The organism is Streptomyces sp. NBC_01508, from assembly GCF_045040315.1.
Taxonomy (GTDB): domain Bacteria; phylum Actinomycetota; class Actinomycetes; order Streptomycetales; family Streptomycetaceae; genus Streptomyces.
In genome coordinates, this window is record NZ_CP109419.1 from 5086558 (window position 1) to 5105471 (window position 18914).

Annotated in this window: 17 protein-coding genes and 1 pseudogene; 8 read left to right on the top strand and 10 right to left on the bottom strand. The window is 70.5% G+C overall.

From position 1 onward, the window contains the following. Positions 1-94 precede the first annotated feature (94 nt). From OG700_RS23735 to OG700_RS23755, 5 genes are all read left to right on the top strand, one after another. Positions 95-877: a dioxygenase gene (locus tag OG700_RS23735; RefSeq protein WP_405616750.1), complete on the top strand. Its 783-nt coding sequence runs from the start codon at positions 95-97 to the stop codon at positions 875-877. A gap of 259 nt (positions 878-1136) precedes the next feature. Beyond that, a complete protein-coding gene (locus OG700_RS23740) occupies positions 1137-2426 on the top strand; it encodes a sugar ABC transporter substrate-binding protein (RefSeq protein ID WP_405616753.1) in 1290 nt (429 codons plus the stop codon). 52 nt (positions 2427-2478) lie between these two features. Next, positions 2479-3426 carry a carbohydrate ABC transporter permease gene (locus OG700_RS23745; protein WP_405621907.1) on the top strand — a complete coding sequence of 316 codons (948 nt, stop codon included), beginning with the start codon at positions 2479-2481 and terminating at the stop codon, positions 3424-3426. Further along, positions 3423-4250, top strand: a complete 828-nt coding sequence (locus OG700_RS23750; RefSeq protein ID WP_405616755.1) for a carbohydrate ABC transporter permease — start codon at positions 3423-3425, stop codon at positions 4248-4250. The genes OG700_RS23745 and OG700_RS23750 overlap by 4 nt, the downstream gene beginning before the upstream one ends. Next, positions 4247-5749: a glycoside hydrolase family 3 protein gene (locus OG700_RS23755; RefSeq protein WP_405616757.1), complete on the top strand. Its 1503-nt coding sequence runs from the start codon at positions 4247-4249 to the stop codon at positions 5747-5749. The genes OG700_RS23750 and OG700_RS23755 overlap by 4 nt, the downstream gene beginning before the upstream one ends. Positions 5750-5826: 77 nt before the next feature. On the opposite strand, the pseudogene OG700_RS23760 reads toward OG700_RS23755, so the two are convergent. Continuing rightward, positions 5827-6129: pseudogene (locus tag OG700_RS23760) on the bottom strand (GNAT family N-acetyltransferase); the annotation flags it as partial. A gap of 148 nt (positions 6130-6277) precedes the next feature. Here OG700_RS23760 and OG700_RS23765 point away from each other — a divergent pair. Continuing rightward, complete coding sequence (locus OG700_RS23765) at positions 6278-7273, top strand: RNA polymerase sigma factor RpoD/SigA (protein WP_405616759.1); 996 nt, start codon at positions 6278-6280, stop codon at positions 7271-7273. A gap of 76 nt (positions 7274-7349) precedes the next feature. Here the strand turns inward: OG700_RS23765 and OG700_RS23770 are convergent, their stop codons facing one another. Next, positions 7350-8360: a helix-turn-helix transcriptional regulator gene (locus OG700_RS23770; protein ID WP_405616761.1), complete on the bottom strand. Its 1011-nt coding sequence runs from the start codon at positions 8358-8360 to the stop codon at positions 7350-7352. Positions 8361-8479: 119 nt separating this feature from the next. On the opposite strand from OG700_RS23770, the gene OG700_RS23775 reads away from it, so the two are divergent. Next, positions 8480-9982: an MFS transporter gene (locus tag OG700_RS23775; protein WP_405621909.1), complete on the top strand. Its 1503-nt coding sequence runs from the start codon at positions 8480-8482 to the stop codon at positions 9980-9982. A 124-nt stretch (positions 9983-10106) separates the two neighbouring features. Here OG700_RS23775 and OG700_RS23780 read toward each other — a convergent pair whose 3' ends face one another. Both OG700_RS23780 and OG700_RS23785 read right to left on the bottom strand, forming a co-directional pair. Beyond that, a complete protein-coding gene (locus OG700_RS23780; protein ID WP_405616763.1) occupies positions 10107-10958 on the bottom strand; it encodes a DUF6227 family protein in 852 nt (283 codons plus the stop codon). Between the two features lie 146 nt (positions 10959-11104). Then, positions 11105-12136 (bottom strand): P1 family peptidase, encoded by a 1032-nt coding sequence (locus tag OG700_RS23785; RefSeq protein WP_405616765.1) that lies wholly within the window; start codon positions 12134-12136, stop codon positions 11105-11107. 81 nt (positions 12137-12217) lie between these two features. On the opposite strand from OG700_RS23785, the gene OG700_RS23790 reads away from it, so the two are divergent. After that, positions 12218-12460 (top strand): hypothetical protein, encoded by a 243-nt coding sequence (locus OG700_RS23790; protein WP_405616767.1) that lies wholly within the window; start codon positions 12218-12220, stop codon positions 12458-12460. Positions 12461-12575: 115 nt separating this feature from the next. Here OG700_RS23790 and mscL read toward each other — a convergent pair whose 3' ends face one another. From mscL to OG700_RS23820, 6 genes are all read right to left on the bottom strand, one after another. Then, complete coding sequence (gene mscL / locus OG700_RS23795; RefSeq protein WP_405616769.1) at positions 12576-13052, bottom strand: large conductance mechanosensitive channel protein MscL; 477 nt, start codon at positions 13050-13052, stop codon at positions 12576-12578. Between the two features lie 165 nt (positions 13053-13217). Further along, on the bottom strand, positions 13218-13760 hold the full coding sequence (locus OG700_RS23800; RefSeq protein WP_405616771.1) for a hypothetical protein: 543 nt from the start codon (positions 13758-13760) through the stop codon (positions 13218-13220). Between the two features lie 255 nt (positions 13761-14015). Then, positions 14016-14876 carry an S-methyl-5'-thioadenosine phosphorylase gene (locus OG700_RS23805; protein ID WP_405616774.1) on the bottom strand — a complete coding sequence of 287 codons (861 nt, stop codon included), beginning with the start codon at positions 14874-14876 and terminating at the stop codon, positions 14016-14018. 102 nt (positions 14877-14978) lie between these two features. Next, entirely contained in the window at positions 14979-15404 is a 426-nt protein-coding gene (locus OG700_RS23810; RefSeq protein WP_405616775.1) for an FmdB family zinc ribbon protein, read from the bottom strand. A 66-nt stretch (positions 15405-15470) separates the two neighbouring features. After that, positions 15471-16826 (bottom strand): MFS transporter, encoded by a 1356-nt coding sequence (locus OG700_RS23815; protein ID WP_405616777.1) that lies wholly within the window; start codon positions 16824-16826, stop codon positions 15471-15473. Between the two features lie 325 nt (positions 16827-17151). Continuing rightward, positions 17152-18756 (bottom strand): potassium/proton antiporter, encoded by a 1605-nt coding sequence (locus tag OG700_RS23820; protein WP_405621911.1) that lies wholly within the window; start codon positions 18754-18756, stop codon positions 17152-17154. Positions 18757-18914 lie beyond the last annotated feature (158 nt).

Genomic DNA, 18914 nt, shown 5'->3' on the forward strand with positions numbered 1-18914 from the left:
AGGTTCAAGCGGGTTCGAGCGAGTCCGGCCGCGTCACGTTGATCCGGGCGGACCGGCGGACCGGCGGACCGGCGGGATCCGGCAGGGAGACGCCATGACCAGCACCGCGGAGCGCATGCCCGCCCTCTACCTCTCCCACGGCGCCCCGCCCCTCGCCGACGACCCGCTCTGGCCCGGCCAGCTCGCCGCGTGGTCCGCCGACCTGCCCCGCCCCCGGGCGATCCTGATCGTCTCGGCCCACTGGGAGGAGGCGCCGCTCGCCCTCGGCGCCACCAGGACCGTGCCGCTGGTGTACGACTTCTGGGGCTTCCCCGAGCACTACTACCAGGTGCGGTACGCCGCCCCCGGCGCCCCCGCGCTCGCCGACTCCGTCGAGAAGCTGCTGCGCGGCCCCGGCAGCCCCGTACAGCGTGTCCCCGACCGAGGGCTCGACCACGGGGCGTACGTCCCGCTCGTCGAGATGTTCCCGGGCGCCGACATCCCCGTGCTCCAGATCTCCATGCCGACCCTCGACCCGCGCGAACTCCTCACGATCGGCCGCAAGTTGGCCCCGCTACGCGACGAGGGCGTGCTCATCGTGGGCAGCGGCTTCTTCACGCACAACCTGGCCGCGCTGCGCCACGTGGGCGCCGGAGTGCCGGGCTGGTCGGCAGAGTTCGACGCCTGGGGCCGCGAGGCGCTGCTCGCGCGGGACGTCGACGCGCTGCTCGACTTCGCGCACACGTCCCCGGCCGGCCGGCTCGCCCACCCGCGTACGGAGCACTTCGCGCCGCTGTTCGTGACGCTCGGCGCCGCCGAGGACGAACTGGACACCGTGCGGAACGTGATCGACGGCTTCTGGATGGGCCTGGCCAAACGGTCGATCCAGTTCGGCTGATCCTCGGCCGGTCTTTGGTCGGTCTTTGGCCGGTCTTCGGCTGGACTTCAATCGGTCTTCGGCCGATATGTGCGTGATCCGGCCCGGCGGCGACGCCGTGCGATCTGCCCGTGACGTCCCGTATGCCGCCAGTGGTTGGCCCAATGGCAGACGGGTTCAGATAGGCAACGGTTCGACATCCCTGGGCCTACGGCACTTGACCGGGCATTCCGGCCTCCGTACGTTCCTGATGGTCTAGACATCATGCGAGGGAGCGGCCATGCGGAAACATGTCATCGGTGCCTTTGTCGTCACCATGGCGCTCGGGCTCTCTGCCTGTGGCAGTGGGGACTCGGGCGGGGACGGCGGCTCAACGTCGGGCAAGGGCAAGACCCTGACCGTATGGATCATGGAGGGGACCAACCCGGACCCCAAGCCCTTCTTCAAGGAGGTCGCCGCGGCCTTCAAGAAGAAGACGGGCGCCACGGTCAAGGTCGAGTACCAGCAGTGGTCCACCGGGCAGAAGAAGTTCACCACCGCGATCGAGGGCGGACCGAGCCAGGTCCCCGACGTCGCCGAGGTGGGCACCACCTGGATCCCGCAGTTCGCCGAGACCGGCGGCCTGGTGGACGTGACCGGCAAGGTGAAGGAGTCCGGGCTGGGCGACGACCTCGTCGAGGGCCTGGCCGACGCGGGCACGCTGGACGGCAAGCAGTACGGCATGCCCTGGTACGCCGGTGTCCGTGGCCTGCTCTACCGCAAGGACATCTTCGAGAAGCACAACCTCAAGGCCCCGACCACCTGGAAGGAACTGCGCGACACCGCGCTGGTCCTGAAGGAGAAGGAGCCGGACATGATCCCCTTCCCGGTCGCGGGCGGCGCGGAGATGTTCGCGACCCCGTTCGTCTGGGGCGCCGGCGGTGAACTGGCCGTCGAGGAGGGCGGCAAGTGGAAGTCGGGCATCAACTCCCCGGAGTCGGTCAAGGGCATCACGTACTACACCGACCTCGCGAAGAAGGACAAGCTGTCCCCGGCGAAGGTCACCACCTGGACCGAGAAGGAGGTGGCGACCGACTTCCAGAAGGGGAAGATCGCCATGTCCGTCTCCGGCAACTGGACGCCCAAGGCGTTTGTCCAGGCCGCGCCCGACCTTGAGGGCAAGCTCGCCGCCGCGCCCCTCCCGGGTGAGACCGGCGGCATGAGCAAGTCCTTCCTGGGCGGCTCCTACCTCTCCACCTTCAAGGGTGAGAACCAGGACCTGGCCTGGGAGTACGTCAAGCTGGTCACGACCGGCGAGTTCGCCACCAAGTGGGCCGAGCAGACGAACTACTTCCCCGGACAGAACTCCCTCCTCAAGGAGGTCCAGGCGAAGAACGACCCGCTCGTCGCGCCGTTCGCCAAGCAGATGACCGAAGCCGGCGCGACAGTGCCCAAGACACCCGCGTACGGTCAGATCCAGGCCACGCAGGTCGTCACGAAGATGGTGCAGTCCATCCTGACCGGCAAGCAGACCGTGCAGGAGGCCGCGGACCAGGCCGCCGAGGAGATGGACAAGATCTTTGCCTCCTGAGTCAGTCATCGAAGACTCGGCGCACGACGACGTGGCCGCGGCGACCTCATCCCTGAAGTCGCCGCGGCCACGCGCCCCGCGTCCGGGCCCGACGCTGCGCCGCAAGCAGCTCGGTCGCACCACCCGGCCCTGGGTGCTGCTCCTGCCGTCCCTCGTGGTGCTGGCGGGCCTGCTCCTGTGGCCGCTGGTCAAGGTCGGCATCCTGTCCGTCCAGGACTACGAGGTGAAGTTCGGCGGCGGCGTCGGCACGTACACCGGCTTCGACCACTACAAGGACCTGCTCACCGACGGCGCCCTGTGGCGCACGGTCCTGCCCAACACCGTGTTCTTCGCGGTCGCCTGCGTGGCGCTGACCGTCGCGCTCGGCACCCTCGCCGCCCTGCTGCTCCAGCGGCTCGGCACCACCTGGCGGGTCATCTGCTCCACCGCGATCATGGCGGCCTGGGCGATGCCCGCCGTCACCGGCACCTACGTCTGGGTGTGGCTGTTCTCGGCGGGCGACGGCATGATGAGCCAGGTCGCCGGCTCGCTCGGGCTCATCGACCCCGAGACCACGAACTGGTTCACCGAGCGGCTGTCCTTCTACGCCATCGCCACCCTCAACGTGGTGCACCACGGCTTCCCGTTCGTCGCCATCACCGTGCTCGCGGGGCTGCTGACCATCCCCAAGGAGCTGTACGAGGCGGGGATGATCGACGGCGCGAACGCCTGGCAGCGGTTCTGGAAGATCACCGTGCCCACCATCAAGCCGATCTTCCTCGTCGTCACCATCCTGTCGACCATCTGGGACTTCAAGGTCTTCACACAGATCTATCTGATGCCGGGTGGCGCGGGCAGCAACGAAGAGGTCCTCAACCTGGGCGTGTGGTCCTACCAGCAGGCGTTCGCCCTGAACGACTACGGCGCGGGAGCGGCCACCGCCGTACTCCTCACGCTGCTCCTGCTGCTGATCACGGTCGTCTACATCCGAACCCTCTTCAAGGAGAGTGACGAGCTGTGACCCGCACGACGACCGCCGGGCGGATCGGGCTCGCTGCCGCGGTGTTCGCGCTGCTCGTCTTCACGCTGTTCCCGGTGTACTGGATGGTCAGCACCGCGCTCGACCCGAACGCGATCACCCGCGGCGCCGACGTCCTGCCCAGCGGCATCAGCTGGGAGCACTTCACCTATATCTTCGAGCGCGGCAACTTCGGCCAGTTCCTGACCAATTCACTGATCGTCGGGCTCGGCACGATCCTGGTGTCCGGGCTGCTGGCGCTGTTCGCCGCCGTGGCCGTCGCGCGCTTCCGCTTCCGGTTCCGCACCTCGGTGCTGATCATGGTGCTGATCGTGCAGATGGTGCCGCTGGAGGCGCTCGTCATCCCGCTCTTCCTCCAGATGCGGGACTACGAGATGCTCAACAGCCTCATCGGGCTGACCGTCGTCTACATCGCGCTGTCGCTGCCGTTCGCGATCTGGACGCTGCGCGGCTTCGTCGCGACGGTGCCCAAGGAGGTCGAGGAGGCCGCCTACCTGGACGGCTGCTCGTGGCCGCGGATGTTCTGGTCCGTACTGCTGCCGCTGGTCGCGCCGGGCCTCGTCGCCACCAGCGTGTTCGCCTTCATCACCGCGTGGAACGAGTTCGTCTTCGCGTACACCTTCATGAAGGACGGCTCCAAGTACACGGCGGCCGTGGGGCTGTTCCAGTTCTTCGGCGAGAACTCCACGTCCTGGGGCCCGGTCATGGCCGGCTCCACCCTCATCACCCTGCCGGTGCTGGTCTTCTTCATCATCGTGCAGCGCCGCCTCGCCTCCGGGCTGGCCTCCGGGGCGGTGAAGGGATGAGCGCCAGGGATTTCGGGGGCGAGCCGCTGCGCCTGGTCAACGCCGTCCTGCTGCCCGGCTTCCACGGCACCGAGCCGCCCCCGTGGCTGCTCGCCGCCGTGGACGACGGGCTCGCGGGCGTCGTGTACTTCGCGCACAACGTGCCCGACCCGAAGACGGCCGCCGCGCTCTCGGCCACCCTGCACGCCCGCCGCGGCGACCTGATCGTCGCGAGCGACGAGGAGGGTGGCGACGTCACCCGCCTGGAGGCGGCGACCGGTTCCTCGTACCCCGGCAACGGAGCCCTCGGCGAGGTCGACGACACCGACGTCACCGAACGCGTCGCCCGCGCCATCGGCCACGACCTGCGCGCGGCGGGCATCGGCCTGAACTTCGCGCCCGCCGTCGACGTCAACGCCAACCCGAACAACCCGGTGATCGGCATACGGTCCTTCGGAGCCGACGCCGCCCAGGTGGCCAGGCACTCCGCCGCGTACGTCACGGGCCTCCAGTCCGCCGGCGTCGCGGCCTGTGCCAAGCACTTCCCCGGCCACGGGGACACGGCCGTCGACTCGCACCTGCGGGTGCCCCAGCTGGACGCCGACCTCGATCTGCTGCGGCGGCGCGACCTGCTGCCGTTCACCGCCGCCATCGAGGCGGGCAGCCGCTGCCTGATGACCGGCCACATCAAGGCCCTCCCCTTCGGGGAGGCACCCGCCTCACTGAACCCGGAGGCCGCCCGGCTGGCCCGCGAGGAGCTGGGCTTCACCGGCGCCGTCGTCACCGACGCGCTCGACATGGGCGCCGTCCTGGCCGACCCGGGCTTCGGCCCCGCCTGCGTCCAGGCCGTCCTCGGCGGCGCCGACCTGCTCTGCCTGGGCAACCCGAAGAGCGCGGAGGCCGCCGAGAGCGCCTACACGACGGCGCGCGACGCGCTCCTCGACGCCGTGGCCACCGGCCTACTGCCCACGGACCGGCTCGTGGAGGCCGGCCACCGGGCCCGGGAGCTGGCGCGGTGGATCGGCCTGGCCCGCGCCACGCCACCGCCTCCCAAGGAGGACGCGCTGCCGCTCGCCGTGGCCCGCGCCGCACTGCGGGTACGCGGCAACGTGGCGCTCGGCTCACCGCCGTACGTGATCGACCTGCGACAGCGCGTCAACCACGCGTCCGGCAGCCGCGCGCCGCACCTCAACCGGCTGCTCGCCGAGGCCATGCCCGGCCTGGCCGCCACCGGCGTACCCGCCGAAGGGCCGACCGCCGCCCGCGCGGACACCGCCCTCCAGGGCCGCGGCGACCGCCCCCTGGTCATCCTCGCCAGGGAGCCGCACCGGGACGCGGAGGAGTCGGCGCTGCTGCGCGAACTGGTCACCCGCCACCCGGACGCGGTCGTCGTCCTCACGGGCTGGCCGCACGCCGTGGACGCGCTGGCGGCCAACACCGTGGTGACGTACGGCTCGGCCCGCGTCAACGCGCAGGCGGCCGTGGAGCGCCTTCTGGGCGGCACACCGCACGGAGGCTAGGGCGACGACGCGACGAGAGGGACCCCCGGGCCGCGCCCAGGGGTCCCTTCGCACGTTCAGGCGTCGTTCAGCTTCGCCGCCTCGGGCGCGCAGTACACCGTGACCTCCACGGAAGTGGAGTACGCCGCCTTCGGCCGGAAGGGGCCACTGGTCGCGTAACCCAGAACTCGCTCAGAACGGACATCCTGAGCAACCTTGAGGCGGTGTGGGCCGTCTTCCGGGTAGGAGCGCAGCCAGGGGCGGCGCTGCTCGGCAGTGAAGGTGGCGGTGTCGAAGGTGATCGGCGTCTCACGCACGAAGTGGTTGTAAATCTCTGTGAGCGCCGTCAGATCGTCCTCGGTTCCCGTTCTGACCTGCACTTCCGTCCAGCTTGACACCATGCGTCCCTCCTCGGTGGCCGGACAGGGTACTGCATGATCACAAAAATGAGCGCACGCCTTGGGAATTCTGTCCGGATTCCAGTCGTTGTTTCCAACGGATGCAGGGCACCCGGGAGGGTGTCGCGACCGACTCAGTAAGGGAGCTCGCATGGCAACCCGTGCCGTCGCCCGTCGCACCGCCACCGGCGGTTCGAAAGCGGCAAGCAGTGTTCGCGCCGTAGGCGGGGAGATCGCCGATCGCGACCTGGTCGGCATGTACCTCGACGAGATCGCGCGTACGCCGCTGCTCGACGCCGCCAAGGAGGTCGAGCTGTCCCAGACCATCGAAGCGGGTGTGTACGCCCAGCAGATTCTCGACGGAGCGGTGGAGAGCGAGGGCGCCGGCGCCCGGCGCGAGGAGCTCGAAGCCCTCGTCGCCGCCGGTGAGAGCGCGAAGGACGTCTTCATACGCTCGAATCTCCGTCTCGTCGTCGCCGTGGCCCGGCGCTACCCGCGCAGTGGACTGCCGCTGCTCGACCTGATCCAGGAAGGCAACGCCGGCCTGGTGCGCGCGGTCGAGAAGTTCGACTACGCCAAGGGATTCAAGTTCTCCACCTACGCGACCTGGTGGATCCGCCAGGCCATCACCCGGTCCATCGCGGACCAGTCACGCACGATCAGGCTGCCCGTCCACCTCGTGGAGGAGCTCGGCCGTATCCGCAGGGTGCAGCGCGAGTTCAACCGTGAGCACGGGCGCGACCCGGAGCCCACCGAGATCGCCGCCGAGCTGGAATCCAACGCCAAGCGTGTCATCGACGTCCTGGACTGGGCCCGTGACCCGGTCAGTCTGAACATGTCGGTGGACGACGACGGCGACACCCAGTTCGGTGATCTGCTGGAGGACACCTCGGCGGTCTCGCCCGAGCAGTCCGTCCTCACGCTGCTGCGCAGCGAGGAGCTGGAAGACCTGATCGGCAGGCTCGACCACCGCACGGCCTCCATCATCAAGATGCGGTACGGCATCGACGACGGCCGGGAGCGGACGCTCACGGAGGTGGGCAAGCAGCACGGCCTGACCCGTGAGCGGATCAGGCAGATCGAGAAGCACGCCCTGCTCGAACTGAAGAAGATGGCGCACGACGTGGGCTTCGACGCGGCGGCGTGACGCCCGAGGACGTGCCCATGAGCGGAGCCCCGGCATCCCCCCCGATCCCGGGGCTCCTTACGTACGGACGACGTACTCACGCGCCGTCCGTTCCGTCCGTACCCGCGTCCGCTGAGTCGCCGCCCCCGCCCGCCGCGCGGGTCAGCCGACCCCCCACCGCGCGGATGTGTTCGACCAGCCGCGCGGGCGCGTGGACCGTGAACTCGCAGTCCACCAGCGCCAGTCGGAGCGCCAGCCACTCCAGTGAATCGCCCACCGTGGCCCGCAGCCGGCAACTGCCGGGGCCGGTCGGCTCCGGCACACCCAGCGAGGGCGGCAGCCGCCCCGCCACGAACTCCGCGGGCGCCGCGAAGCTCACGTCCACCTCCCACTGCGGCTGCGCGCCCCACATCGAGCGGGTCAGGAACTCCGCCGCGTCACCGGTCGGCAGCTCACGCGGCGTGAAGCGGGCCCCGGTCGCGTACGGGTCGCCGACCCGGTCGACGCGGAACGTACGCCAGTCCTCCCGCGCCAGGTCGTACGCGACGAGATACCAGCGCCGGGCCGTCGACACCAGGCGGTACGGCTCGACCTGCCGCTTGGTCCGCGCGCCGTCCCCCGCGCGGTAGTCGAACCGCACCCGCTCCGTACCGGTGATCGCGGCGGCGATCACCGTCAGCGTCCGCGGGTCCACGCTCGCCGCGTCGCCCCGGACGAGCAACGGCACTGTCGCGGCCTGGAGGGTGGAGACACGGTGCCGCAGGCGCGAGGGCAGCACCTGCTCCAGCTTCGCCAACGCCCGTACGGACGCCTCCTCCACACCCTCGATGGCATGCCCGGCCCCCGCCCGCAGCCCCACGGCGATGGCCACGGCCTCCTCGTCGTCCAGCAGCAGCGGCGGCATGGCGGCGCCCGCGACCAGCCGGTACCCACCGACCGCGCCCTTGCTGGCCTCGACCGGATAGCCGAGATCGCGCAGCCGGTCGATGTCCCGGCGGATCGTGCGCGCGCTGACGTCGAGCCGCTGGGCCAGCTCACTGCCCGGCCACTCGCGCGGCGTCTGGAGAAGTGACAGCAGATTCAGGAGTCGTGCCGGAGTGTCTGTCATGCGTTCCAGGGTGCCAGCGATCTAGGACATGATCCGGCCTATATGGTGCATAGGTTTCTCCCATGACTTCTCCAGCGACCTCACCGGTCGCCGTACCCGGTACGAAAGCCGACCCCGCCATGCCCCCGGACCCCGCCACGCCCCCCGACCCCGCCGACCGACGGCGCTGGCTGGCGCTGGCCGTGGTCATGACCGCGGCCTTCATGGACCTGGTCGACGTCACCATCGTCAACATCGCCATCCCCAGCATCGAACGAGACCTGTCGGCGACCTTCGGCTCCATCCAGTGGATCACCGCCGGATACGCGCTCGCCTTCGCCGCCGGACTGATCACGGGCGGCCGGCTCGGCGACATCTACGGCCGCAAGCGGCTCTTCCTCCTGGGAATCACCGGCTTCACCCTCGCCTCGGCGCTCTGCGGCTTCGCGGTCAGCGCCGAGATGCTCGTCGCCTCCCGGCTCCTCCAGGGCGCGATGGCCGCGCTGATGGTGCCCCAGGTGCTCTCGATCATCCACGTCACCTTCCCGGCGCACGAACGCGGCAAGGTCTTCGGGATGTTCGGCGCGATCGTCGGCCTCGGCGCCGTATCAGGACCGCTCCTCGGCGCGCTGCTCACCCAGTGGAACCTGTTCGGCCTCGAATGGCGCCCGATCTTCCTGATCAACCTGCCCGTCGGTATCGCCGGTGTGATCCTCGGCCGCAAGTTCATCACCGAGTCCAAGGCACCCAAGGCCCTGCGGCTGGATGTGGTCGGCGTCGTCCTGGTGACCGTGGCGATGCTGATGCTGGTCTACCCGCTCACCCGCGGCCGCGAGCTGGACTGGCCGCTGTGGGGGCACCTGTGCATGGCGGGCAGCGTGCTGGTGTTCGCGGCGTTCGTGGCGTACGAGAAGGCGAAGACCCGCAAGGACGGGTCGCCGCTGGTGGAACTGTCCCTGTTCAAGATGAAGAGCTTCGCCGCGGGCATCGCCGTACAGCTCACCTTCGGCGTCAGCCTGGGCATCTTCTTCCTGGTCTGGACGCTCTACATGCAGATCGGCCTCGGCTGGACCCCGCTGCGCGCCGGTCTGACCGGCCTGCCGTTCTCGCTCGCGGTGTCGACGGCCGCGGGGCTCTCCGTACAGAAGCTGGTCCCCCGATTCGGCCGCAAGGTCCTCCAGGCCGGCGCGCTGACGATGGCGGCGGGCGTACTGCTCTACCGCTGGGAGGCCGGGCGGTACGGAATGGACATCAGCACCTGGCAGATGGTGCCGCCGCTGGTCGTGATGGGCCTGGGGATGGGCCTGATCGTGGCGCCGCTGACGGACGCGGTGCTGTCGGACGTCCCGCGCGATCACTCGGGCTCGGCGTCCGGCCTGATCAACACGGTGCAGCAGATGGGCCACGCGCTGGGGCTCGGCCTGGTGTCGGTGGTCTTCTTCGGGGTGATCGACGGGCGCACCGGGAAGACGCCGGCGGCGGTGGCGACGGCTTTCGGGGACGGGTTCCAGAACGCGCTGTGGTGGGTGGCGGCGGTGCTGGTGGGGATCTTCCTGCTGATGTTCGCGCTGCCGAAGCGCCGGGTCCCGGAGACGGGGGCTGCTCCGCAGCCGCCGGAGCGGGATCGGGTGCTGGTCGGCTGAGGTCCGGTGCGGGCCGCTGAAGGGCATGGGCGGGCGTGGCGAGAAGAACCCCGCTTGGGACGGTGCCCCGGGCACGGAGTCCGGGACCGCGCCCAAGGTGCCGACGACCGTCTGAGGGACCGCCTCACCCGGTCATCTGACCCGCGCGGAGTTCCATGGCTTCGCGTGCGGTGCTCTGCGCGGCGTACACCTCGCACATATGACGGCCGTCGGGTGTCGCCGTGTGCTCGACCTCCCACAGGCTCGTCTCCGTGCCATCGAGCAGCAGGAACGCGTGCTCGTACAGCGTGAACCCCGCGTCCTTGCCCTCGACATGGCCGTGCCGGCCGAAGACCTGGGTGATCTGGTGGGCGAAGGCGGCCCGCAGCTGTCCCGCGACCTCCTCGCCCGGCCGGTCCACGTTCTCCGCGCGGCGCAGCACCCGGCGCGCGTGGTCGGCGGAGTTGTCCGGCAGATACACCCGGGGCAGCGGTGTCTGTGGTGCTGTCAGCAGGCCGCTGAGCAGTTCGAGATCGGCCGCGAGGTCGGACTCGAAGCTCGGATCGAGACTCCCGCCGAGGTCCGACTCGAAACGGGACTCGAAGAGCGAATCGGAATCGGCGGCCGAATCGAGGCGGTTGACGGAAGGGACGGTGGCCGGGCCGGCACCGCCCGCGCGGCCGGGGCGGCGCAGCCGGGAGGCGGCCAGGCGCACCTCGTACTCGTCGGTGTAGAGCTCGTGCTGTTCGGCGCCGTCGCGCCCGGTGTTGTGGACCAGCTCCCAGAGGGTGAGGGCGGTGCTGTCGGCGAGCAGATAGGTATGCCGATAGGTCTCGCGGTGCAGTCCCGCACTGTGGTGCGAGGAGCGCATTGAACTGGCGTGCGCCAGAGCGGAGTCGAGCCGCTCGATCACGGCGTCGGGCAGATCGAAGGAGTTGAGTGCCCGACCCAGGAGACGCTCAAGATGCGTCTCGCTTGTCTCATACGGATCGTTCAAGGTGGGTCTCCAGGCCGTCGCCACATGTCACTTGGTGATTGCATAACGTAGCCCCTGGGACTGACATTGCGCCCCAAGTTCAGTAAAACGATTGGGGGCGCGCGAGAAGTTCCTTCGAGCCCCCCTCAACTCCCTTGCGCCGCCGGTCAGTCCGTGCCGTACAAATCGCGGTACGCGGGGAACGTACCGCCGGGTCCGTCGACGCCCTCGGCCACCACCATCGCCCGCACGATCGCCCTGGTCACAGCGTCGGCCCCGGCCGCCAGCAGTTCGTTGAGCGCCAGCGGACCCCCGGCGTCGAGCGGGTGTTCGCCGGTGGCGAGCGTGAAGACCGTGTCGCCGTCGTTGAGCAGATGTACGGGACGGACGGCGCGTGCGATGCCGTCGTGCGCCGTCCCCGCGAGCTTCTGCGCCTGGGCCTTGGAGAGGTCGGCGTCGGTCGCCACGACGGCGAGCGTGGTGTTCAGCGGAGGCCGCCCCTCCCGCTCGCGCACCTCGGCGAGGCGCGCGAGGGCCGCCTCGTGCACACCGGCCGACGGGTAGCCGGGACGGCCCTGGAAGTACCGCCCGTACAGCACGCCCGTCAGCGGATCGACCGCGGAGCCCGCCGCGTTCGCGACGACCAGCGCCGCGACGGTGATCCCGGACGGCAGCAGCACGCTCGCCGTACCGATCCCGCCCTTCAGCTGCCCCACCACGGCCCCGGTCCCGGCGCCCACCGCCCCCTCGTCGACCGGTGCCCCCGATTCCGTACGGGCCGCCGCCTCCACCGCCGCGCGGCCCGTGGAAGCGTCCGGACGGGCCCGCCAGTCGCCGCCGCGCCCCAGGTCGAAGACGCAGGCCGCCGGGACGACCGGCACCACCTGGGACGGGTCGGGACCGACCCGGACACCCCGCCCCTGCTCCTCCAGCCACGCCATCACACCGGCGGCGGAGTCGAGCCCGTACGCGCTGCCGCCGGTCAGCACGACGGCCTCCACGCGCCGCACCAGATTGCGCGGATCCAGCGCGTCCGTCTCCCGGGTACCGGGGCCACCGCCCCGTACGTCCACGGCGGCGACCGCCCCGCCCTCGGGCGCGAGGACGACCGTCGTACCGCTGAGCGCCCGGTCCCCGGCCACCCGCGCGTGGCCGACCCGGATCCCCGCCACATCCGTCAATGCGTCATTGGTTGCCATGGGCCCCATGCGTACCACGGGGGCAGCCCCCACTACAGCGGATCACCCCGCCCGCCGCGCCAACCCCCGTACCCTGGACGTATGAGCACCGCCCGCACTCCCGGACCGCGTGACACCGTCACGGACCCGCCCCGACCGGCCCCGCCCAAGCCGGCCCCCCCGAAGCCGGGCCCGCCCAAGCCGCCGCTGGTCTTCGACGACCCGCTGGACCGCCCGTCCTCCGACGACACGGACGCCGGGTGGGGCGAGCGGCCGGCCGCGAGCGGCAACAGCGCCGCCGACCTCGCCCGCTTCCTCGACGAGAAGCCGCCCCACCACATCTGAGCGCCGGGACCCGCCCGCACGGACCGGGGTCTGTCCGCGAGGATCCGCCGGACAGACCCGCGGGCAGGCTCGTGGATAGGGACCAGGTCCAGTCCGGTGATCCGCCCGACAGGGCCTAAGGGGTGCCGCGCCCCGGCCCCCGCTGCTGAGCCACCAGCGCGTCCCTGATCTCCTTCAGTACCTCCAGCTCGCTCACCTCCAGCACTTCCTCCACCTTTTCCCTGGCGGCCTGCTGCCTGGCGCGCCTGGCCAGATACTTCGCCATCGGCAGGACCATCAGGAAGTACACGACGGCGGCGGTGATCAGGAAGCTGAGGATCGCGCTCAGCACCGTCCCCCACATGATCGGGATACCCGACACGACCTCGCCCGCTTCGTTCGTCTCGCACGGGGACTTGAGACATGAGGTGTAGCGGTCCAGATCCTTGGTGCCGAACGCGCCGACGACCGGATTGATGACGCCCTTCACCAGGGAGTTCACCACGCCGGTGAACGCGGCGCCGATGACGACCGCGACCGCGAGGTCGATCACGTTGCCGCGCGTCAGGAAGGCTTTGAAGCCCTCCAGCACGCTCTCCTTCTCGTTGCTCACCAGTGAGCCCTTCTACGTATGTGCCGTGGGGACAGCGATGGGGACAGCCAATCGCCCTGACACCTTGGGCAACTGGCGCCCCAGCTGTCCAATCCGCCCATGCTTTCGTGTGACCAATGTGCTCATCAGTACGACGATGAGCAGCCGGGGCCGCCATCGAGCGGCTCAGCACAGCGTCACCGCCAGCCGGGAGGTCGTGCTCGCGCCCGCCAACTCCGCCGCGACATCACGCGCGACGGTCAGCAGGACCAGCGCTCCACCGTCGGCGGCGCTCTCCAGGACCCGCGGGACGGATTTCACCAGCACTCCCGCGGCGATCACCCGGGCGTCCGCCTCCTCGCGCACGGGGGAGACGGGGGAGTGGGCGGCGGCGATCACATCGACCCGGTCGCCCGGACGCAGCAGCCGGACCGTCGCCACATCCGCGATCCGCACCGGAGCCGTCACCAACTCCACTTTCCGCACGCCCGATTGGGCATCACCACCCGCCGCCGCGCGGGACGCGGCCTCGGTGCGCTCCTCCGCTCCGGCCGCGCCAGGACCGCCCGCGCCCGACGCCGCCAACGCGGCTGCCGTCACCGCCAGCCCCGCCGCCACCGCACGGCGCCGCCGGAGCAGCGCCCTGCGCAGCCGATGCCCGCCACCACGCACTCGCAGCGGATCGAACGCCGGCACCCCGCACGGAGCGGGCGCGGCAGCCACCGGCACGGGCGGGAAGGACGGAGAGGCCGGAGACGGAAAAGGGGACGGAGGATCCGACGGGCGGGAAGAGGAAGGAGAGGAAGGAGAGAAAGGGGAGGAAGGGGAGGAAGGGGAACGGGACATGGCAACCACCACCTGGCGTGAGGAGTTTCTGCTGGCCGCTCCCCACGATCCACGTCCCGCCGGAATCCCGCCGAAGCCTGTGGACAACTACCCGGATGTGAATATCTCGCTCACCCGAACGAGGCCCGTCCCAGGCGTTTACGGCAGCTCAAGTCCCGTATCGATACCGTCCAGCGCGTGCGAGCACAGGCAGTCCCGCGTCTTGTCCGCCTGCAACCCGCCCACCGTGTCGAACAGCACCGTGCGCAGCCGGTCGACATTGGAGGCGAAGACCTTCAGCACGTCCTTGTGCGAGACGCCCTCGCCCGTCTCGGCCCCGGCGTCCAGATCGGTCACCAGCGTCAACGACGTGTAGCAGAGCCCCAGTTCACGGGCGAGCACAGCCTCGGGGTGACCCGTCATACCGACCACCGACCAGCCCATCGCCGCATGCCACCGCGATTCGGCGCGGGTCGAGAAGCGCGGCCCCTCGATGACCACCAGCGTCCCGCCATCGACCGGCTCCCACTCGCGCCCGCGCGCCGCGGCGAGCGCCGCCTTGCGCCCCTCGGGGCAGTAGGGATCGGCGAGCGAGACATGGACGACCTTGGAAGCGCCGCCGCCGGGCAGCGGCACACCGTCGTAGTACGTCTGCGCGCGTGCCTTCGTACGGTCCACCAACTGGTCCGGTACGAGCAGCGTCCCCGGGCCGAACTCCGCGCGCAGCCCGCCCACCGCGCACGGGCCGAGCACCTGACGTACGCCGACGGACCGCAGCGCCCACAGATTGGCGCGGTAGTTGATGCGGTGCGGCGCGAGATCGTGCGCGCGCCCGTGGCGGGGCAGGAACGCGACGCGCCTGCCCCCGACGTCGCCGAGGAACAGCGAGTCGCTGGGCGGTCCGTGCGGGGTGTCGACGGTGACCTCGGTCACGTCATCGAGGAATGAGTACAGGCCCGAGCCGCCGATGACGCCGATCTCCGCGGTCTCCGAGCCCTCTGCGTTCGCCTTGGTCGCCATGACGATCACCCTAGCGGGGGGCCGCCGCTGCCCGGGTGTGCGGGAACGCCGAAGACCCCGCCGTACCGAACGGCGGGGTCCCGGAGAGGAGTAGTCAGGTGATCAAGCGGCGGAGGAACCGCTGGAACCGGAGCTGGAGCTGCCGCTCGAAGCGCTCGACTTCGAGCCGGAATTCGAGCCGGCGGAACCCGAGCCCGACGAGGAGGACGAAGAACCGGTGGACGACGTGGACGCGGACTTGGCGTCCGACGACGACGAGCCCGACGGCTTGTCGCTCGAACCGTTCGAACCGCCCGAGTCACCCGAGCCGTTCGACGCGCCCGCCTTGGCCGGCGTGCTGCTCGAAGACGAGCCGCGGCTGTCGTTCCGGTAGAAACCGGAACCCTTGAAAACGATACCGACCGCGGAGAACACCTTCTTCAGGCGTCCTTCGCACGCGGGGCACACGGTGAGGGAATCATCGGTGAATTTCTGCACCGCCTCAAGGCCCTCGCCACAGTCGGTGCACTGGTACTGATAGGTCGGCACTTGTTCCTCCTGGCACTCTCACTCAATGAGTGCTAACGACGCTCCATAGTGACGTATTCCGCTGGATCAGTCCACTGCCACCGGCACGCGGTGACCCATTCCACGCGCCGCGACGAGGCCCGACGCCTTCGGCGTGAGCCGCGAGCGCAGGGCGACGAGCGTGGCCAGAGCCAGTGCGGTGCCCACCAGGGGCACCACGAATCCGGCGCTCGCGCCGTGCGCGTCCGCCAGCTGTCCGGCCGCCGTGACCGCGCCGGCCTGGCCCAGCGCGACCGCGCCCGTCAGCCAGGTGAAGGCCTCCGTACGGGCACCGGCGGGGACCAGCGACTCGATCAGGGTGTAGCCGCTGATCAGCGCGGGCGCGATGAAGAGCCCGACCAGCAGGCCGAGTCCGGCGAGCATGGGGACCGAGTGCACCGCCCACAGTCCCGAGGCGGCCACCGTCAGGCCCACGTAACCGGCGATCAGCCGGCGGCGGGGTCCGATCTTCCACGCGACGGCACCGCACGCGATACCGGCGAGCATGTTGCCGGCGGCGAAGACTCCGTACAGAAGGCCGTTCGCGCCGGGGTTGCCGATCTCCTCGGCGAAGGCCGTGAGCGAGACCTGCATACCGCCGAAGACCGAGCCGATGCCGAGGAAGACCACGGCCAGGACGCGTACGCCGGGGACGGACAGCGCCGAGACACGCGCCCCGGCCGCACCTGCCTCCCCGGCCGCACCCTTCGGGCCGGCCGCGGCCCGCCGTGCGGGCTTCGGCTGGGTCCCCCGCTGCGCGGCGAACAGCAGTCCGCCCACCAGGGTCAGCACCCCCTCGGCGACCAGCCCGGCCGCCGGATGTACGCCGGTGCACAGCGCGGTCGCGAGAACAGGCCCGATGACGAAGGTGAACTCGTCCGTGACGGATTCGAAGGCGGCGGCCGTCGGCAGCAGCCGCGCACGCTCCTGCGAGGTACCGAGCACGGCCGCCCAGCGGGCCCGGACCATCGGCCCCACCTGCGGGATCGAAGCGCCCGTCGGGACGGCGGCGACGAACAGCGCCCACAGGGGCGCGCCCGCCAGCGCCAGCACGGTCAGGGCGGTGACGGAAGCCGCGTGCAGCAGGACCCCGGGCACCAGCACCGCACGCTGGCCGAACCGGTCGGCGAGCTTGCCGTTCTGCGGCGCGAAGAGCGCCATGGAGACACCGGTGACGGCGGCGACGATGCCCGCGCTGCCGTACGAACCGGAGGTGTGCTGGACGAGCAGGACGATGCCGATCGTCAGCATCGCGAAGGGCTGCCGCGCGGCGAAGCCGGGAAGCAGAAACGTCCACGCGCCGGGGGTACGCAGCAACTGCGCGTAACTCGGGCGGGCCGGGGCGGTCTCCTGGTGAGCCGTTCCCTCGGAGGCACCGGCGGTGGTGTCGACCGTGTCGGACACGGTCCTTGCCTTTCTGCCGCCTGGTGGCGCGCCCGGATGTACGGGGCGGCCGAGAGCTGTCCTCTTGCGCGGAACTGCGGTAGATGCCCAGGGTCCACTGAAGGGGACGCCACGGCCGCCATACGGTCGCGCCAGCTCTGCGTCAGGCAGAGTTGGTCGATCAAGTCTGTGGTGTCACGTCCTCGACGCGACAGGCACGGCCCTCATCCTACCTGGGAAACGCCCGGAAGATCCCGGCCCGTACCTGTGATTGACGCCTCCGGACGGCAAGTCCTTCGATTCCTTGGCGGCAGGGCCGCCGGCCGGCGCGACAGCCCCCACGCCCTCACCCGGGCCCCCGACCCACTCCGCCGACTCCACCCCCGCCGACCCCGCTCCCGGGCTGCTTCCTCGCCCCCAGCTTCCTGCGCGCCAGGCCCGCCTTCCCGCCCGCGCCACCTGCCCCGCCCGTTCCACCAACCCCGCTCGTCCCGTTGGTCCCCAGCCAGTCGGCCAGCTTTCCGCCCTGCCCGACCGCCCGCAGCCGCCGCTCGGCCGCGTCCCGTACCGGATCCGTCGCCACCACCAGCAGCTCGTCCCCCCGCCGCAGCACGGTGGACGGCCCCGGCACGAAGCTCTTGTCCTCCCGTACGACCAGCGTGACCGCCGACCCCGGGGGCAGCCGCAGCTCGCCGACCTCCACGCCGTGCATCTTCGAGCGGTCCGGAATGGCCACGGACAGCAGATGACCGCGCAGCCGCTCCAGCGGCGCCGACTCGACCCCGAGGTCGGCCGCCTCCGAGGGGTCGCCGAGATGGAGTTTCCTGGCCACCCAGGGCAGCGTCGGCCCCTGTACGAGCGTGTAGACGACGACCAGGACGAAGACGATGTTGAAGATCCGGTGGCTGCCCTCGATCCCCGTGACCATGGGGATGGTCGCCATGACGATGGGCACGGCGCCACGCAGCCCCGCCCACGACATCAGCGCCTTCTCCTGCCAGGGGATGCGGAACGGCGCGAGGCTGACCAGCACGGAGAGGGGCCGCGCCACCGCGGTCAGCACCAGGCCCACTATCACCGCGGGCCAGAAGTCGTCGCCCAGTTCGTGCGGCGTCACCAGCAGTCCGAGCAGGACGAACATGCCGATCTGCGCGAGCCAGCCCAGCCCCTCCGCGAAGCCGCGGGTCGCCGGAGCGTGCGGCAGCTTGGAGTTCCCCAGCAGCATGGAGGCCAGGTACACGGCGAGGAATCCGCTGCCGTGGGCCATGGCCCCGGCCGCGTACGCGACGACGGCGATGGCCATCACGGCGATGGGGTACAGGCCGGAGGCCGGCAGCGCCACGTGCCGGAGCCCGAAGGCGCCCAGCCAGCCCACCGCGATGCCGATGGCGGCGCCGATGGCCAGTTCCAGGGCGATCTCGCCCACCAGTACGTACCAGTGCTCCACCGGTCCGACCGTCGAGAGCGCCACCACCATGATCACCACGGGGGCGTCGTTGAAGCCCGACTCCGCCTCCAGCGCGCCCGTGACCCTCGACGGCAGCGGAATCTTCCTCAGTACGGAGAAGACGGCGGCGGCGTCCGTGGACGAGACCACGGCGCCGATGATCAGCGCCTGCCGCCACTCCAGGCCGACGAGGTAGTGCGCGGCGGTCGCGGTGACGCCCACGCTCACCCCGACGCCCACCGTCGACAGGGCGACGGCGACCGGCAACGCGGGTTTGGCCTCTTTCCACTTGGCGGCGAGGCCGCCCTCGGCGAGGATCACGACCAGGGCGGCGTAGCCGATCACCTGGGTCAGCTCGGCGTTGTCGAACTTGACGTTGAAGATGCCGTCCTGGCCGATGACGACGCCGATCCCGAGGTAGAGCAGCAGGCTGGGAAGCCCGCTCCGGGACGAGATCCGTACTGCGGCGACCGCGATCAGCAGCACGAGCGAGCAGATGAGCAGGAGTTCATTGAGCTGGTGGACAGTCAGCGGCCGATCCTTCCCCTCGCGCGCACCGGATCGTTTCCCCGGCGGTCGGCACTTCGTTACCTTACCTAATCTTTAACGTTTTCTTGACGCGATCGATCGTTCGTGCGATCGATCGCGTGATTTCCTGTGTG

What these genes read in the sequence shown, in the direction of transcription:
- OG700_RS23765 (WP_405616759.1), top strand. Translation starts at nt 6,278, where the DNA reads ATGGCAACCCGTGCCGTCGCCCGTCGCACCGCCACCGGCGGTTCGAAA.
- OG700_RS23775 (WP_405621909.1), top strand. Translation starts at nt 8,480, where the DNA reads ATGCCCCCGGACCCCGCCACGCCCCCCGACCCCGCCGACCGACGGCGC.
- OG700_RS23785 (WP_405616765.1), bottom strand. Translation starts at nt 12,136, where the DNA reads ATGGCAACCAATGACGCATTGACGGATGTGGCGGGGATCCGGGTCGGC.
- OG700_RS23740 (WP_405616753.1), top strand. Translation starts at nt 1,137, where the DNA reads ATGCGGAAACATGTCATCGGTGCCTTTGTCGTCACCATGGCGCTCGGG.
- OG700_RS23770 (WP_405616761.1), bottom strand. Translation starts at nt 8,360, where the DNA reads ATGACAGACACTCCGGCACGACTCCTGAATCTGCTGTCACTTCTCCAG.
- OG700_RS23790 (WP_405616767.1), top strand. Translation starts at nt 12,218, where the DNA reads ATGAGCACCGCCCGCACTCCCGGACCGCGTGACACCGTCACGGACCCG.
- OG700_RS23755 (WP_405616757.1), top strand. Translation starts at nt 4,247, where the DNA reads ATGAGCGCCAGGGATTTCGGGGGCGAGCCGCTGCGCCTGGTCAACGCC.
- OG700_RS23735 (WP_405616750.1), top strand. Translation starts at nt 95, where the DNA reads ATGACCAGCACCGCGGAGCGCATGCCCGCCCTCTACCTCTCCCACGGC.
- OG700_RS23805 (WP_405616774.1), bottom strand. Translation starts at nt 14,876, where the DNA reads ATGGCGACCAAGGCGAACGCAGAGGGCTCGGAGACCGCGGAGATCGGC.